The organism is Pseudomonas sp. SJZ103, from assembly GCF_007828335.1.
Classification (GTDB): Bacteria; Pseudomonadota; Gammaproteobacteria; order Pseudomonadales; family Pseudomonadaceae; genus Aquipseudomonas.
Window position 1 is genome coordinate 111,651 of the sequence record NZ_VIUN01000003.1, and the last position, 15,943, is coordinate 127,593.

Genomic DNA, 15,943 nt, shown 5'->3' on the forward strand with positions numbered 1-15,943 from the left:
ACAGTGCGCGATTGCTACGACCTGCACCAATACAGATTAGTAGCCGGCTAAGAAAATGCAGGCTTCTGAGCGGTATTTCGGTGATCAGATCACGATCCTCAGGCATTGCCCTGCGTGATACAGCGAAAATCCGGCTTCATACAGGCAGCTGCGCAGGCCCACCCCGGCCAGCGGTTGCATGGGTGCAAACGGAATCGGCAACGCCTGGGGATTCTGGTGACACAAATAGTCGGCAAACGCCTTGCCGACCACGCTGCCGGTGGTCACGCCGCGCCCGTTATAGCCCGTTACTGCCACCAGGCCGGGGGCTGGCTCGAAGAGGCGCATCAGGTGATCGGGGGTGAAGGCGATGCAGCCGGTCCAGGTGAACTCCCATTGCACCGATTTGAGGTACGGGAAGTAATGCTGTTGCACCCGATCGGCCCAGGCCTTGAGAAACCACGCCGGTTTCTGGTTGCCGTTGCCCAGGCTGCCGAGCAACAGGCGGCCATCGGCATCGCGGCGGATGCTGCTCAATACCTGGCGCGTATCCCATGAGCCTTGGCCGCCGGGCAGAATCTGCTCGGCGGCGGCGTCGGTCAGCGGCGCGGAGGCGACCTGGTAATAGTAGCCAGGGAAAAAATTGCGTCGCAGCTCGGTCCATTCACCTTCGGTGTAGGCGTTGGAGGCGATGACCACTTGTGCAGCCTGCACCGAACCGCTGGTGGTCTGAACTGACCAGCTCGCACCTTGGCGCTCCAACCGGGTGACCGGCGAATGGTCGAACAACTGCCCGCCAAGCCCCACAGCAGCATTCGCCAGGCCACTGGTGTAGGCCATCGGGTTCAAGGTGCCGGCACGCCGGTCCAGCAAGGCCGCGGCGATTTTTTTTGTGCCGGTGGCTTGCTCGCAGGCCTGGCCGGTGAGCAATTCCACCGGCGCGCCACGGCGCTTCCATTGTTCTTCACGACTGCGCAAATCCGCCTCGCCACGGGCGTTATGCGCCATGTGCAAGGTGCCCTCGCGGCGCAATTGGCAATCGATGGTGTATTTGTCGATCAGGCTGAACACCAGCGACGGTGCCGCGCCGAGCATGCGGTTGAGCTGGCTGCCCACCGCTTCGCCGAAACCGGCTTCGATCTCGTCCGGGGGGATCCACAGGCCGGCATTCACCAACCCGACGTTGCGCCCCGAACCACCGTGACCGGTGCGATGAGCCTCCAGCACGGCGACGCTTTTACCCTGTTCCAGCAAGTGAATGGCGGCCGACAATCCGGTGATGCCGGCGCCGATCACACACACATCCACTTTGACCTCGCCCGCCAGCGCCGCACGCTCCGGTCGGCCGGGGGTTAGGTGTTCCCACAAACATGTTTCGCGCAATGCCATTGCCAGACTCCGATGAGACCTAACAAACATCTAAATTCAGTTTTGACTTGGTAATCCAATCAACTGTGGGAGCGGGCTTGCTCGCGAAAGCGGTGGGTCAGTCAACAGATATACAGCTGATCCATCGCATTCGCGAGCAAGCCCGCTCCCACATTTTTTCCGCGTTCCGGCAGGTATTTAGTCGAAGGTAATACCCTGGGCCAGCGGCAATTCCAGCGAGTAGTTCACGGTATTGGTCTGGCGGCGCATATACCCGCGCCATGCATCCGAACCTGACTCACGACCGCCACCGGTCTCTTTCTCACCGCCAAACGCGCCGCCAATCTCCGCGCCGCTCGGGCCGATGTTGACGTTGGCGATCCCGCAGTCACTGCCCACTGCCGACATGAATTGCTCGGCCTCGCGCACGTCAGTGGTGAAGATGCACGACGACAGGCCTTGGGGCACGGCGTTGTTCAGGCGCAGGGCTTCGGCAAAGTCCTTGTAGCCGACCACGTACAGAATCGGCGCAAAGGTTTCAGTGCATACCACATCGCTCTGTTCAGGCATTTCCACTATGGCCGGCGATACGTAGTAGGCGTTGGGGAACTTGTCTTCCAGCTGGCGCTTGCCGCCGAACACCTTGCCGCCTTCGCTCAAGGCCTGCTCCAGGGCGTCCTGCATGTTGTCGAAGCCATGCTTGTCGATCAGCGGGCCGATCAGGTTGCCTTCCAGCGGGTGGCCGATGCGCACTTTGGAATAGGCGGCCTTGAGTCGGGTGACGATTTCTTCCTTGACCGACTCGTGGGCGATCAGCCGACGCAGGGTGGTGCAACGCTGGCCGGCGGTGCCGACGGCGCTGAACAGGATGGCGCGTACGGCCATGTCCAGGTCGGCGCTCGGGCCGAGGATCATGGCGTTGTTGCCGCCCAGTTCGAGGATGCTGCGGGCAAACCGCGCGGCAACTTTCGGCGCCACTTCGCGGCCCATGCGGGTGCTGCCGGTGGCGCTGATCAGCGCCACGCGGGGGTCATCCACCAGCGCAGCACCGGCGTCGCGGCCGCCGATGATCACCTGGCTCAAGTACTCGGGGGCGTCCTTGAAGTTCTTCAACACGCGCTCGAACAACGCCTGGCAGGCCAGGGCGGTGAGCGGGGTCTTTTCCGAAGGTTTCCAGATCACCGCGTTGCCGCATACCAGCGCCAGCGTGGTGTTCCACGCCCACACGGCCACCGGGAAGTTGAAGGCGCTGATCACCCCGACCACGCCCAGCGGGTGCCAGGTTTCACGCATGTGGTGGCCTGGGCGCTCGGAGGCGATGGTCAAGCCGTACAACTGGCGGGACAAACCCACGGCGAAATCGCAGATGTCGATCATTTCCTGCACTTCACCCAGGCCTTCCTGGGTGATCTTGCCGGCTTCCCAGGACACCAGCTCGCCCAGATCGGCCTTGTATTCGCGCAGTACATCGCCGAACTGGCGCACCAACTCGCCGCGACGCGGTGCCGGCACGTTGCGCCAGGCCTCGAATGCATGCTCGGCGCGACTGACCTGTTGCTCCACCTCGGCGGCACCTTCCCAGTGCACACTGCCGATACGGCTGCCATCAATCGGCGAATGCACGGGTTGTTTACCCGCCTGGTATAGCGCAGGGTTTACCCCGAGACGATCAAGCAATGCGGCAACCATGGGTCACTCCTTTAATCTTCGAACAAAAAATCGCACCGCGGCACGCACGGCGATCCAGGCCTTATTTGTAGCTGGCCCAAGACTTGCCAACAAACGACGATTAGGCGAGATATCATTCCGTTTATTCATGCAAAGAATAAAAAGAGGCGTGCCGTGCTGAACAGAAGACATTTGCCCTCGATCACCGCCCTGCAGTGTTTCGAGGCCGCCACCCGCCACTTGAGCTTCACTCGCGCCGCCGAGGAGCTGAACCTCACGCAAAGCGCAGTGAGCAAACAGGTCGCGCAGCTGGAAGAACTGCTCCAGCACCTGCTGTTCCGCCGCGTACGCCGCCGCTTGCAGATGACCCCGGCGGGCGACCTGTACCTGGTGGAAGTGCGCAAGATCCTCACGCAGGTGGAGATGTCGACCCACTACCTGCGCTCCTACGGCGGCGAGACCGAAGTGTTGCGCGTGTCCACGCCCTACACATTTGGCGCGCGCTGGCTGGTGCCGCGCCTCAAGGGCTGGCGCCTGCGCCACCCGCAGATCCACCTGGACCTGTGCAACGAACAGGAGCCGGACGAACTGCTGCAAGGCAAGGCCGACATGGCCTTCTACTTCGGCCAGGGCTCGCGCCCCGGCACCGAGAGCCTGAAACTGTTCAGCGAAGAGCTGGTGCCGGTGTGCGCCCCGGAAAGCCTGCCGGCGCAGCCGTTCACCGACCCCACGCAACTGAGCGACCTGGTGCTGCTGCAAAACGCCTCGCGGCCCCAGGGCTGGCATGACTGGTTTGCCGATCAGGGGTATCACACCGAGCACAGCTACCACGGCCCGCGTTTCGACACCTTTTATATGTGCATTCGTGCGGCGCAGGTGGGCTGTGGCGTGGCGCTGCTGCCGCGCTTCCTGGTGGAAGAGGAACTGGCCGACGGCAAGCTGGTGATCCCCTGGCAGCATGCGATGCCGAGCCAGGACGCGTATTACCTGGCCTATCCCGAGCATTCGGCGGAAGTGCCCAAGGTGCGGGAGTTTGTGAAGTGGATGATGGAGCAGGTTCTTTAGTGCCTGGAATACCGCTATCGGGAGCAAGCCCCCTCCCACATTTGAAATGCATTCCAAGTGTGGGAGGGGGCTTGCTCCCGATGAGGCCAGTGGTCTAACCGAAAAAAATCACTGGCAAAACCCTACAGGTCTATGCGCCACTAGCCCCCTTCCTTAATTGTGCGTAAAGGCCGGCGCCCATCGCCGACCCGTCTGGAGATTCCCGTTATGAGCGAGAGTGTGTTTGCCGATCGCATCGTGCAGAACCTGCTCGACACCGACTTCTACAAGCTGACCATGATGCAGGCGGTGCTGCACAACTACCCCAACGTGGAAGTTGAATGGGAGTTTCGTTGCCGTAACAGCGAAGACCTGCGCCCGTACCTGGCGGAGATCCGCTACCAGATCGAGCGCCTTGCCGAGTTGAGCCTGAGCCCGGACCAACTGGGCTTCCTGGAACGCATCAGCTTTATGAAGCCGGATTTTTTGCGCTTCCTTGGACTGTTTCGTTTCAACCTGCGCTATGTGCAGACCGGCATCGAGAACGGCGAGCTGTTTATCCGCCTGCGCGGGCCGTGGCTGCATGTAATCCTCTTCGAAGTGCCGATGCTCGCGATCGTCAGCGAGGTGCGCAACCGCTACCGCTACCAGACCGTGATCCTCGAACAGGCCCGCGAGCAGCTGTACCGCAAGTTCGACTGGCTGACGGCCAACGCCAGCAGCGAAGAGCTGTCCGAGCTGCAAGTGGCCGACTTCGGCACGCGCCGGCGCTTCTCGTACCGCGTGCAGGAAGAAGTGGTCAGCGTGCTCAAGCATGACTTCCCCGGGCGCTTCGTCGGCACCAGCAACGTGCACCTGGCCCGCGAATTCGATATGAAGCCGCTTGGCACCATGGCCCACGAATGGATCATGGCCCACCAGCAACTCGGCCCGCGCCTGATCGACAGCCAGATCGCCGCTCTCGACTGCTGGGTCCGCGAATACCGTGGCCTGCTCGGTATCGCCCTGACCGATTGCATCACCACCGACGCTTTCCTCGGCGACTTCGACTTGTACTTCGCCAAGCTGTTCGATGGCCTGCGCCACGACTCCGGCGACCCGGTACAGTGGGCGGAAAAAGCCATCGCCCACTACCATAAGTTGGGCATCGAGCCGATGAGCAAGACCCTGGTGTTCTCCGACAGCCTGTCGCTGCCCAAGGCCCTGGAAATATTCCGGGCGCTGCGTGGTCGCATTAATGTGAGCTTCGGCATCGGCACCAACCTGACCTGCGATATTCCAGGGGTGGAACCGATGAGCATCGTGCTTAAAATGACCGCCTGCAATGGCCAGCCCGTCGCGAAGATCTCCGATGAAGCGGGCAAGACCCACTGCACCGACCCGAATTTTGTCGCCTATTTGCGTCACGTTTTCAAAGTACCTGCCCTTTCCAGCAAGGAGTGAATCATGCAAGCCGTACAGCGTGAGATTGCGCAGCAGCTCAAGGTCCAAGCACCGTTCAAGGACCAGGCCGCCCTCGAGGCCGAAGTTGCCCGGCGCGTGGCGTTTATCCAGGACTGCCTGCGCAATTCCGGGCTCAAGACATTGGTACTGGGCATCAGCGGCGGCGTCGACTCCCTGACCGCAGGCCTCCTGGCCCAACGTGCGATACAGGAACTACGCGCCAGCACCGGCGACGAGGCCTACCGGTTTATCGCCGTACGCCTGCCCTACGAAACCCAGTTCGATGAAATCGATGCCCAGGCGTCGGTGGATTTTATCGACCCGGACGAGCGCCACACCGTGAACATCGGCCCGGCGGTGAAATCCCTGGCCAATGAAGTGGCGGCGTTTGAAGGCAAGGCAGCGGTGTCCCGCGACTTCGTGCTCGGCAACACCAAGGCGCGCATGCGCATGGTGGCGCAGTACACCATCGCCGGCGCGGCCAGCGGCCTGGTGATCGGCACCGATCATGCGGCGGAAGCGGTGATGGGCTTTTTCACCAAGTTCGGTGATGGCGCGTGCGACTTGGCACCGTTGAGCGGGCTGGTGAAAAATCAGGTACGCGCCATCGCGCGGTTCTTTGGAGCACCGGAGTCGTTGGTGGAGAAGGTGCCGACGGCCGACTTGGAAGACCTGTCGCCGGGCAAGCCGGATGAGGCGTCACATGGCGTGACCTATGCCGAGATCGATGCATTCCTGCACGGTGAGCCGGTGCGTGAGGAAGCGTTCCGGATTATTTGCGAGACGTACAGCAAGACCGAGCACAAGCGGGTGATGCCGTTTGCGCCGTGAGGTGGGCCAGATAGTGGTGTGTTGATTGGCAGGCAGTCATCGGGGGCAAGCCCCCGATGAACGATAACGCGGTCTTACTTGACGACCACAGTGCCTTTCATCATCGAGATGTGGCCCGGGAACGAGCAGAAGAATGCGTAATCCGTACCGGCGGCCAGTTTCGATACATCGAAGGTCACCGAATCCTTCTCGCCGGCGCCAATGATCTTGGTGTGGGCGATGATGCGGTCGTCACCCTCTTTCAGGTAGTTCTTGTCGATGCCAGCGGCCATGCCGTCAGTGGCAACCGGCTGCATGTTGGCGGCGCTGGTCAGCACCCAGTTATGGCCCATGACGTTTTTCGGCAAGCTGCCGGAGTGAGTCAACTCGACGGTGAACGTCTTGCAGCTCTTGTCGATCGTGATTTCCTTGGTGTTGAAGGACATCTGATCGGTGGAGTCGACGGTGACCTTGCACTCTGCAGCAAGCAACTGGCCGCTAGCCAGCGTCAGCAGGGAAACAGCAACGAGTTTGGCAAACATGTGAATCTCCAAGGCAGGGTTTAAAAACGCGTATTGCGACAAGGGTGCCTCAAGCAGGCTGAAATTCTTATGATCTGAATCAACAGATTGTATACAACTTTAGGCTATCAGACTTATCGACACAATCTACCAGCTAAAGTCGCAGCACCTGCCTATGATCGGCCCATCACCCACTGGAGTCCGAGCCATGCACCTCAACCAACTGTTCAATGGCCTTCTGGCCGCGTACGCCTGCGGTAAGTGAAGGCCAAGCGCCCCTTGAAGCTGCTACCATGTCGTCCCAAGGCAGCTGCGCGCCGCCACCCTCACCTTCGACCCTAGAGGATCGCCCATGGCCAAACCTAATTACTCCTTCGCCAAACGTCAGAGAGACTTGGCCAAGGAACAGAAGAAAGAGGAAAAGCTGCAACGCAAGAAAGCCGCGGTAGATGAAGAAGCCGGCGCACTCAACCCGGATGCTGATGGTGAAGTAACGAGCGACGAGACTGAAACACCAAAAGATCCAGCTGAATAATTATTTACTGTAGGAGCGAGCTTGCTCGCTCCTACACCAGCGGCATCACCGTCACCCGTACCTCAGGGTCATGGCTCCCTCCCCCCAGAATTACCCCACGCAACGGCGACACATCGGAGAAATCCCGGCCCCAGGCCAAGGTGATGTGCTCCAGTGCCGGCTGCACATTGTTCGTCGGATCGAAATCCACCCAGCCCGATACCGGGCAATACACCGAGACCCAGGCGTGGGACGCGTCGGCGCCGATCAGCCGTGGCTGGCCGGGCGGTGGCTGGGTGAGCAGGTAGCCGCTGATGTAACGCGCCGCCAGGCCGCGCGAGCGCAGGCAGGCGAGCATCAGGTGGGCGAAGTCCTGGCACACGCCGCGGCGGCGCTCCAGCACTTCCACCAGTGGCGTGGCAACCTGGGTGGCTTCGGCATCGAAGGTGAATTCGCTGAAGATTTTTTCCATCAAGGCCTGCACCCCCAATAACAAGGGCGCGCCAGGGGGAAAACAGCTTTCCGAGAACTCGACAAAGGTTTTCTTCAGGTGCACGTAGGGCGATTCGAAGCGATAACGGCAGGCTTCAATCAACTCGGGCGACAGCGGCTGGCTGCTGTAGGTCAGGCTGTCGCGGGTCTGGTCCCAGGCGGGCGAGTGCTGGAAATCCAGCACCGGCCGCGCCAGTACTTCCACAGTCAAACCGGCATTGACCAGCAATTCATCGTGGGGCCGTTCGAACGCCAGGCGGGTAATCGGGTTGCCGAACACGTCCAGCTCATCCCGGCGTGAAGACGGCTGCGGGCTGATATCCAGTTGCTGGTCGCTGCAACGCTGCCAGGCGCACGGCCTCGGCCATAAATGCGCCAGCTGCTGGGCCAGGGACACCGGGCTGTCGTAGTGGTAATGGGTATCGTGGAAAATCTGGTAGCGCGCACTCATCACACCGACACCGTTTGCTGGCTGACATCATCCACATGGGCAAAGTGGCGCAAGGCCAGACGATCCGACACTTGCCCACTCTCATCGGCGACCGCTTGCAGCAGGTCGGCCAGGCCTTCCAGCGCGGCATGCACGCTGGATTCGCCAAACAACGGGTTCTCCAGGCAACTCAGGTCGAAACGCGCCAGGCGCTCCACCAACGGCGCCAAGCCGGCCTCCCGTGGCACACCGAAATCATCGTTAAGACGGCGCAGGGTACGGCTCACCAGTTTCAGCTGGAACAGCACCGCGTGGGGGTTCTGTTCATCCAGCAACAACAAATCCAGGACCGGAATCAGCTGCGGCACCGCCAGGTAGCGCGAGCGGTAGGTGATGCTGCTGTTGCCCAGCTCCAGCAACCACTCCAGCCCCGCCTGGTCGAACACCGCCACGCCGCGCAGGAATGCCGCCAGGCTGCTGCTGAGAAATTGCAGACGCTCGATGCGCCGGCCCATCATCAGGAAACGCCAGCCTTCGTCGCGGGTCATGTCGTCGAGGGCAAACCCGGACAGCGCCGCCAGGGACATCACCAGGCGGTTGAGGAAATCCAGCAACTCACCAAAATCCGGGCTTTCGCTTTCCAGCTCCAGGGCTTCACGCTGCAGCTCCACCAGGGCCTGCCAGTTCTCACGGGACAACTTGCCGCGCACCTGGGACGCCGCCCACTGCAAGCGTTGCAGGTTGGCGCGCAGGCTCGACGGCCAATCATCACCGAGCAAGGCCGCCTGCAAACGCTCGGGCAACTCGCCCTCCTCCGGCAGCAGGCGCAGGTTTTCACCCAACTCGACCGCCGCCTGCAAGGCCAGGGGGTCGTCGCCGTCGACATAACGCGCCAGCACGATCCGCAGCCAGCGGGCGCTGTTGTCGCAGCGTTCGCAGTAACGGCCGAACCAGAACAGGTTTTCCACCACGCGGGACGGTAGATAAGGGTCGCGGCGCACCAGGTCATGCGCACTAATCGCGCGCTGGGCGCGCCAATGCTCGCCACCGGTGGCACGTTCGCCCAGCACCCAGGTGTCCTTGCTGGCGCCGCCGCGTTGCATCGACACCACTTCGGCATCGGCATCGGCCGCCACGCGGGTCAGGCCGCCGGGCAGTACACGGTAGCCCTCCGCGCTGGCCACGGCATACACGCGCATGCCGATGGCGCGGTGTTGCAAGTGATCATCCACGGTGTGCCACACCGGTGCCTGGGACAGTTGCGCCAGCTCCTGGGCGACGTAGGCGTACGGCCGAGCACGCATGCGTTCGGCCAAGGCCTGGCGTTGTTCGTCGCTCAAGTCGCGACCGAATACCGGCGTGAAACTTTGCGACGGGAACGCGGGTTTGATCAGCAGTTCGGGCAGCTTCTCCAGGGCCTCGGCGAGCACCGGCGCCTCACCGCACCACCAGGTGGCGATGGACGGCAGGATCAACTCTTCGCCAAACAGGAACTGGTTGATCTTGGGCAGAAAGCCGAGCAATCCGGGGGACTCCAGCACGCCGCTGCCCAGGGCATTGGCCACCAGCACATTGCCCTGGCGCGCGGCGTCGAGCAGCCCGGGTACGCCGAGAGCGGAGTCGGTGCGCAGCTCCAGCGGGTCGCAGAAGTCGTCATCGAGGCGACGCATGATCGCGTGCACCCGACGCAGGCCACTCAGGGTTTTCAGGAACACCGTGCTGTCGCGTACCGTGAGGTCGCCGCCTTCCACCAACGGGTAGCCGAGCTGGCGCGCGAGGTACAGGTGTTCGAAATAGCTCTCGTTGAAACGCCCAGGGGTGAGCAGCACGATCAGCGGTGGCTGGTCATCGCTCGGTGCCTGGCGGGCCAGGGTTTCCTGAAGCGTGCGGAAGAAACCGGTGAGGTGCTGCACCTGCAGATCACGGTACAGGTCCGGGAAAGCGCGGGACACGATGGTACGGTTTTCCAACGCATAACCGGCGCCCGAAGGCGCCTGCGTCCGGTCGGCGGTGACCCACCAGCGGCCATCCGGGGTACGCGCCAGGTCCACCGCATACAGGTGCAGAAACGCACCGTCAGGCGGTTGGATGCCCTGGCACGGCCACAGGAAATTGTTATGCCCGAACACCAGCTCGGCCGGTAGCAGGCCTTCCTTGATCAAACGTTGCGGCCCGTAGAGGTCCGCCAGTACGGCGTTGAGCAAGCGCGCACGCTGGGCGATACCGGCTGACAGCTGCTGCCATTCATCGGCCGCCAGCACATGGGGCAGCAGGTCCAGTTCCCACGGGCGATCGGCGCCCTTGGGGTCGGCGTAGACGTTATAGGTCACGCCGTTTTCCTGGATCTGCCGGGTCAGCAGCGCCTGGCGCTGGGCCAGTTGCGCGGGCGTGCTGCGTTGCAGGTGATCAAGCAAGCGCTGCCAATGGGCGCGCACCGCGCCACTGTCGTCCAGCAGTTCGTGATAAGTACCCGCGGTCAGCGGGTATTGGTCGAGCAAGTCGGGCATGGAACGCTCGGCAGAGGCAAAGGGGCTCAGATTAACCTAACAAACACTGCAAATCCTCGTGGGAGGGAGCTTGTTCCCGATCGCGGTGGGTCAGTCAACCTATGTATCGGCTGATTCACCGTAATCGGGAGCAAGCGCCCTCCCACATTTGGATCGCATTTAGTCATTATTATTGGGGTGACGCCGTAGATCCAAGGTCATCGGGAATTCGTCATTGATCACAACACTCGGCACGGTGAGCTTCCCAGGCGTGTGGCCGAGACGGAAAAACCGTGCCATGCGCCGACTCTCAGCCTCATTGGCGTTCACCGGCAAGCTGTCGTAGTTACGCCCGCCCGGATGTGCAACATGGTACTGGCAGCCGCCCAACGAGCGCTGCATCCAGGTGTCCAGCAGGTCGAACACCAGCGGCGCATGGACCGGGATGGTCGGTTGCAGGCAATTGGCCGGTTGCCAGGCGCGGTAACGCACGCCGGCGACGAACTCACCGATGCGCCCGGTCGGTTGCAGCGGCACCGGGATGCCATTGCAGGTCAACAGGTAGCGTTGCGGCGGCAGCCCGCTCAACTTCACCTGCAAGCGCTCCAGGGACGAATCCACATAACGCACCGTGCCGCCCACCGCGCCCTCTTCGCCCAGTACATGCCAAGGCTCCAGGGCCTGGCGCAGTTCCAGTTCGATCCCGCTGACGGCGTAATCGCCCACCTTGGGGAAGCGGAACTCCAGGTGCGCGGCGAACCATTCGGCGCGCAACGGGTAACCGGCGGCGTTCAACTCGACGATCACATCGGCAAAATCCTGCTCGATAAAGTGCGGCAACAGGAAGCGGTCATGCAACTCGGTGCCCCAGCGCGCCAATTTCGGTGGTGCATAGGGTTCACGCCAGAAGCGCGCGACCAGCGCCCGCAGCAGCAGTTGCTGGGTCAGGCTCATGCGCGCATGGGGCGGCATTTCGAAGGCGCGCAACTCGAGCAAGCCCAGGCGGCCAGTGGCACCGTCGGGCGAGTAGAGTTTGTCGATACAGAATTCGGCGCGGTGGGTGTTGCCCGTCACGTCGATCAACAGGTTGCGCAGCAGGCGATCCACCAACCACGGCGGGCATTCTTCACCCGGCTGCGGCATCTGGGCAAAGGCGATTTCCAGCTCATACAGCGCGTCGTTACGGGCTTCGTCCACCCGCGGAGCCTGGGAGGTCGGGCCGATAAACAGGCCGGAAAACAGGTACGACAGCGAGGGGTGGTTGTGCCAATAGCTGATCAGGCTGCGCAGTAGGTCGGGCCGGCGCAGGAACGGCGAATCCTTGGGCGTCGCGCCCCCCAGCACAAAGTGGTTACCGCCGCCGGTGCCGGTGTGGCGGCCGTCGATCATGAATTTCTCGGTGGTCAGCCGGGTTTGCCGCGCCTCCTCGTAGAGGAATTCGGTGCGCTCCACCAACTCGTCCCAGGTCGCAGACGGCTGCACGTTGACCTCGATCACACCCGGATCCGGCGTAACACGGAAGTTGCTCAGGCGCATATCGAACGGTGGTTCGTAGCCTTCCAGCAGCACCGGGCAGTGCAGTTCCTCGGCGGTGGCTTCGATGGCGGCCACCAACTCCAGGTAATCCTCGACGCGCTCCAGCGGCGGCATAAACAGGTACAGGCGCCCTTCCCGCGCTTCGGCGCAGAGGGCGGTGCGGGTCAGCCAGTCGGCGGACTCGTCTACCTTGGGCACACGCTCGTCGCTCGGCGCAGGTTCGCCATGGCTTTGCAGTTGCGTGCTGGTCGGCAGTTCCGGCTGATCCTGGTTAGGGTCGGTGGGGTGCACGAACGGATACTCAGCCGCCGTCACCCACGGCTGCGAGGCCAACGGCAGGCGATAGCCCAGCGGCGAATCCCCCGGCACCAGGCGGCAATGGTTATCGCGCAGGTACCAACGCCCACTCTGCCAGCGATCATTGGCGGCGGTGCGTGCCAGCGGCAACACCTGGCCGATGACTTTATCCAGGCCCTGGCTGAACACTTTGCGCAAGCGCTCGCGCTCCAGGTCGTCGCTCAAGCGCGGGTCCTGGGCCGTGACGTTTTGTGGCAACGCACCTTCGCGCCACAGGTAGTAGAAATTGTCTTCGAAGGCCGGGAATACAAAGCGCGCCGGCAGCTTGAGGCGCTCGGCGACGCTGGCCAGGAAGCGCCCGGCCATTACGCCATCGGCGCCGTAGTCCTGCTGTTCATCGGCAATAAGCGCGCTGTTGTGCCAGATGGGCACGCCGTCACGGCGCCAGTAGCAGTTAAGCGACCAGCGCGGCAATTGTTCGCCGGGGTACCACTTGCCCTGGCCGAAGTGCACCAGGCCCTTGGGTGCGTAGTGCTTGCGCATGCGCTGGAACAGTTCGGCGGACAAGCGTCGTTTATCCGGGCCGAGGGCAGCGGTGTTCCACTCGGCGCCGTCAGGGTCGTCAATGGAGACGAAGGTCGGCTCGCCGCCCATGGTCAGGCGCACATCATCCTTGAGCAGGTCGCCATCGATCTGCCGGCCCAGGGCCTGGATCGCCAGCCATTGCTCTTCGGTGTAGGGCTTGGTGACCCGTGGCGCTTCCCAGATGCGCTCAACCGACATCTCGTGAGTAAATTCGCACTCGCACGGCTCCACCAGCCCACTGATCGGTGCGGCAGACGATGGATCAGGACTACAGGCCAACGGGATATGCCCTTCACCGGCGAACAGCCCGGAAGTGGCATCCAGGCCGATCCAGCCGGCGCCGGGCAAATACACTTCGCACCAGGCATGCAGGTCGGTGAAGTCGACGTCGGTGCCGGAGGGGCCGTCAAGGGCTTTGACGTCGGCGGTCAACTGAATCAGATAACCGGACACAAACCGCGCCGCCAACCCGAGGTTGCGCAGCAACTGCACCAACAACCAGGCCGAATCACGGCAGGAGCCGGACGCGTTTTCCAGGGTGAATTCCGGGGTTTGCACCCCCGGTTCCATGCGGATCAGGTAGCCGATGTCGGCGGCCAGGCGCTGGTTGAGGCCCACCAGGAAATCCACGGCCGGCAGCGGCGTGCGGTCGATGCCGGCCAGGTAGGCGGCAAACTTCGGCGTCAGCGGTAGGGTTTCCAGGTACGGCGCCAGCTCGCGCTGCTCATCGGCGGCGTAGCTGAAGGGGATTTTTTCGGCGTAGGGCTCAAGGAAAAAGTCGAACGGGTTGAACACCGCCATCTCGGCGACCAGGTCGACTTCGATGCGCAACTCGTCAGTCTTTTCCGGGAACACCAGACGCGCCAGGTAATTGCCCTGGGGGTCCTGCTGCCAATTGATGAAATGCTGCTCGGGCAGCACTTTGAGTGCATAGGACAAAATCCGCGTGCGGCTGTGGGCCGCCGGGCGCAGACGTACGATCTGCGGGCCGAGTTCGACCGCGCGGTCGTAGCGGTAATGCGTAACGTGGTGCAACGCGACATGAATCGACACGGCGGCCTCCTGCGAGCCAGGGCATGGACACAAAGCGCGCAAGACTTATGCCAGAGCGGCGGTCATTGCGCTTTATCGTAAGACCCGGTGCAGTACAGCACCAAAACGGCGCCAACGGTGGTGTCGTGGTGCAGGCGCCGCACATATTTGTGGCGTTAATGTGAGGATGGGTGGCGAATCTACCCAATCAACGGGTTTTGCGCTTTGCGATTACGGCTTGGCGCAGGTGGCGTATCTCGGACAGTTTTTTGCGCATTTCGCGGTGGCGTTTGCTATTGAGCAGCAGTAACCCCAACAGCGGAAACAGCAGCCCTATTACATACGCTGCCATATGTGGCCGATAGCTATAGGTTGGCAACACGACCAGCAAACATACAACGTAGAAGGCTGCGATAGCCCAAGCCCCCCATTCTCGCCCTCTGATCATGACGAAATGGCTGAACGCCAAGAGCAAGCCCAATAAAACTGCCGCCAGAAAAGAGTAACGCGCCCGCTCTGGGTCACTGCGAAAAAATGTACTTGATGCCAATGAAATAGCGGCGGAGAGAGAGAAGCAGGCAAGGAAGAACGCGCATATAAACGCTGGAAAATATTGCGCCAAAAAAGCTCTCAATGAACCCGGACGATCCATCACTCAACCTCCTCATAGAGGCCAACTGCAATCGTTCGAATGTTGCCTGATATAGCGCTCCCGGTAAGACCAACGGCAGCCCCGAGGGAGTCTCTGATCTGCGTCACAGTAGCGTGATTGATCTCGCTAGCTGAATAGCGCTTGGCCAGCTCACCGGAGCGCTGGCGCAGTTTCAAGAGTTTATTGCTCAGTCTTGGATCTTTCAGGCTCAGCAACTCTTTGGTGAGCGCCTTGCGTTGCTGGCGGGTCAACCCCTTGGATAACTCGTACCAACTTCTGCCAGTGGTCACCTTTCGAGCCTGCAGCAGCCGAAGAGTGGTCAGAGTAGAGGCGCCGGCACCCAGCAGTGAAGCGGCGTCCAATACCGGCATTGCATAGCGATACCAGTCCTCGCTATCCATATCGTCGTTGGCTGCCGGGTCATTGAGTTCGTTGATAGTTCTCACCCCCCCGACGACACATTGCGCAGTGCTGGCCGCTGCAGCCGTTGCACCGATGCCCGCCACCACCAGGCTCGCGCCACCCGTGAAAGGCACGGCGACTGTACCGCTGAACACAACAATCCAACCGAGGATTGCGCCCGCACAAGACAGGGTCGTATTGACTGCTTCGCCCACCAACCGGGACTCACGCGGGTTGTTAGCCACCTGATTGGCAAACTGCGCCGGCGAAATGTACCTCTGCGCCTCACGCAAAATGATGCGCTTGGGCTTGATGCTGCAGATCGGCTTGAATTCGCGCAGGGTAATGACATTGAAGTCAGCGTCGATATACACCACCCCCGCGCCGACGATGCCGGGGTCGGCGTCGATGGCGGCGAACAGGCTCGGCAGGTTGATCTGGCTTTCAATGCGCTGGCGGGCCATGAACTGGGAACGGTTGGAGTCCATGCCGATGTTGAGCAGGGGGTTGCTCATGGGGGTGTTCATCCTTGAAGGGGTGGTGACTGGACTGATGCTATCGGGGGCAAGCCCCCTCCCACACTTGATGTGTGAATACATTCAAAATGTGGGAGGGGGCTTGCCCCCGATAGCGATTTAATGGGCGCCACCTTAACAAACAGACTCCCCACCGCCTAGAAAGCAA

Annotated in this window: 12 protein-coding genes; 4 read left to right on the forward strand and 8 right to left on the reverse strand. The window is 61.8% G+C overall.

Going from position 1 to position 15,943, the window contains the following annotated elements:
* Positions 1 to 84 precede the first annotated feature (84 nt).
* Positions 85 to 1,368 carry an FAD-binding oxidoreductase gene (locus FBY10_RS08680; RefSeq protein ID WP_145336027.1) on the reverse strand — a complete coding sequence of 428 codons (1,284 nt, stop codon included), beginning with the start codon at positions 1,366 to 1,368 and terminating at the stop codon, positions 85 to 87.
* 177 nt (positions 1,369 to 1,545) lie between these two features.
* Positions 1,546 to 3,036, reverse strand: coding sequence for an aldehyde dehydrogenase family protein (locus FBY10_RS08685; RefSeq protein WP_131696751.1), 1,491 nt, complete (start codon positions 3,034 to 3,036; stop codon positions 1,546 to 1,548).
* Between the two features lie 153 nt (positions 3,037 to 3,189).
* Between FBY10_RS08685 and FBY10_RS08690 the strand changes: the two genes are divergently transcribed.
* From FBY10_RS08690 to nadE, 3 genes are all read left to right on the forward strand, one after another.
* Positions 3,190 to 4,080: a LysR family transcriptional regulator gene (locus FBY10_RS08690; RefSeq protein WP_131696752.1), complete on the forward strand. Its 891-nt coding sequence runs from the start codon at positions 3,190 to 3,192 to the stop codon at positions 4,078 to 4,080.
* A gap of 207 nt (positions 4,081 to 4,287) precedes the next feature.
* Positions 4,288 to 5,502, forward strand: coding sequence for a nicotinate phosphoribosyltransferase (gene pncB / locus FBY10_RS08695; RefSeq protein WP_116627318.1), 1,215 nt, complete (start codon positions 4,288 to 4,290; stop codon positions 5,500 to 5,502).
* A gap of 3 nt (positions 5,503 to 5,505) precedes the next feature.
* Entirely contained in the window at positions 5,506 to 6,333 is an 828-nt protein-coding gene (nadE, locus tag FBY10_RS08700) for an ammonia-dependent NAD(+) synthetase (protein ID WP_145336025.1), read from the forward strand.
* 74 nt (positions 6,334 to 6,407) lie between these two features.
* On the opposite strand, the gene azu is transcribed toward nadE, so the two are convergent.
* Positions 6,408 to 6,854 (reverse strand): azurin, encoded by a 447-nt coding sequence (azu, locus tag FBY10_RS08705; RefSeq protein WP_090400850.1) that lies wholly within the window; start codon positions 6,852 to 6,854, stop codon positions 6,408 to 6,410.
* A gap of 331 nt (positions 6,855 to 7,185) precedes the next feature.
* Between azu and FBY10_RS08710 the strand changes: the two genes are divergently transcribed.
* A complete protein-coding gene (locus FBY10_RS08710) occupies positions 7,186 to 7,368 on the forward strand; it encodes a hypothetical protein (RefSeq protein WP_092490350.1) in 183 nt (60 codons plus the stop codon).
* A 31-nt stretch (positions 7,369 to 7,399) separates the two neighbouring features.
* Here FBY10_RS08710 and FBY10_RS08715 read toward each other — a convergent pair whose 3' ends face one another.
* The 5 genes from FBY10_RS08715 to FBY10_RS08735 form a co-directional block, all read right to left on the reverse strand.
* A complete protein-coding gene (locus FBY10_RS08715; RefSeq protein WP_131696754.1) occupies positions 7,400 to 8,290 on the reverse strand; it encodes a transglutaminase family protein in 891 nt (296 codons plus the stop codon).
* Positions 8,290 to 10,776, reverse strand: coding sequence for a circularly permuted type 2 ATP-grasp protein (locus tag FBY10_RS08720; protein WP_131696755.1), 2,487 nt, complete (start codon positions 10,774 to 10,776; stop codon positions 8,290 to 8,292). Before FBY10_RS08720 ends, FBY10_RS08715 begins: the two co-directional genes overlap by 1 nt.
* Positions 10,777 to 10,935: 159 nt before the next feature.
* The gene (locus FBY10_RS08725) at positions 10,936 to 14,226 is read right to left on the reverse strand and encodes a DUF2126 domain-containing protein (protein WP_145336023.1); all 3,291 of its coding nucleotides are present in this window, start codon (positions 14,224 to 14,226) and stop codon (positions 10,936 to 10,938) included.
* 187 nt (positions 14,227 to 14,413) lie between these two features.
* Positions 14,414 to 14,857 carry a hypothetical protein gene (locus FBY10_RS08730; RefSeq protein ID WP_145336021.1) on the reverse strand — a complete coding sequence of 148 codons (444 nt, stop codon included), beginning with the start codon at positions 14,855 to 14,857 and terminating at the stop codon, positions 14,414 to 14,416.
* Positions 14,857 to 15,774 carry an NAD synthetase gene (locus FBY10_RS08735; RefSeq protein ID WP_131696758.1) on the reverse strand — a complete coding sequence of 306 codons (918 nt, stop codon included), beginning with the start codon at positions 15,772 to 15,774 and terminating at the stop codon, positions 14,857 to 14,859. Before FBY10_RS08735 ends, FBY10_RS08730 begins: the two co-directional genes overlap by 1 nt.
* Positions 15,775 to 15,943: the final 169 nt, after the last annotated feature.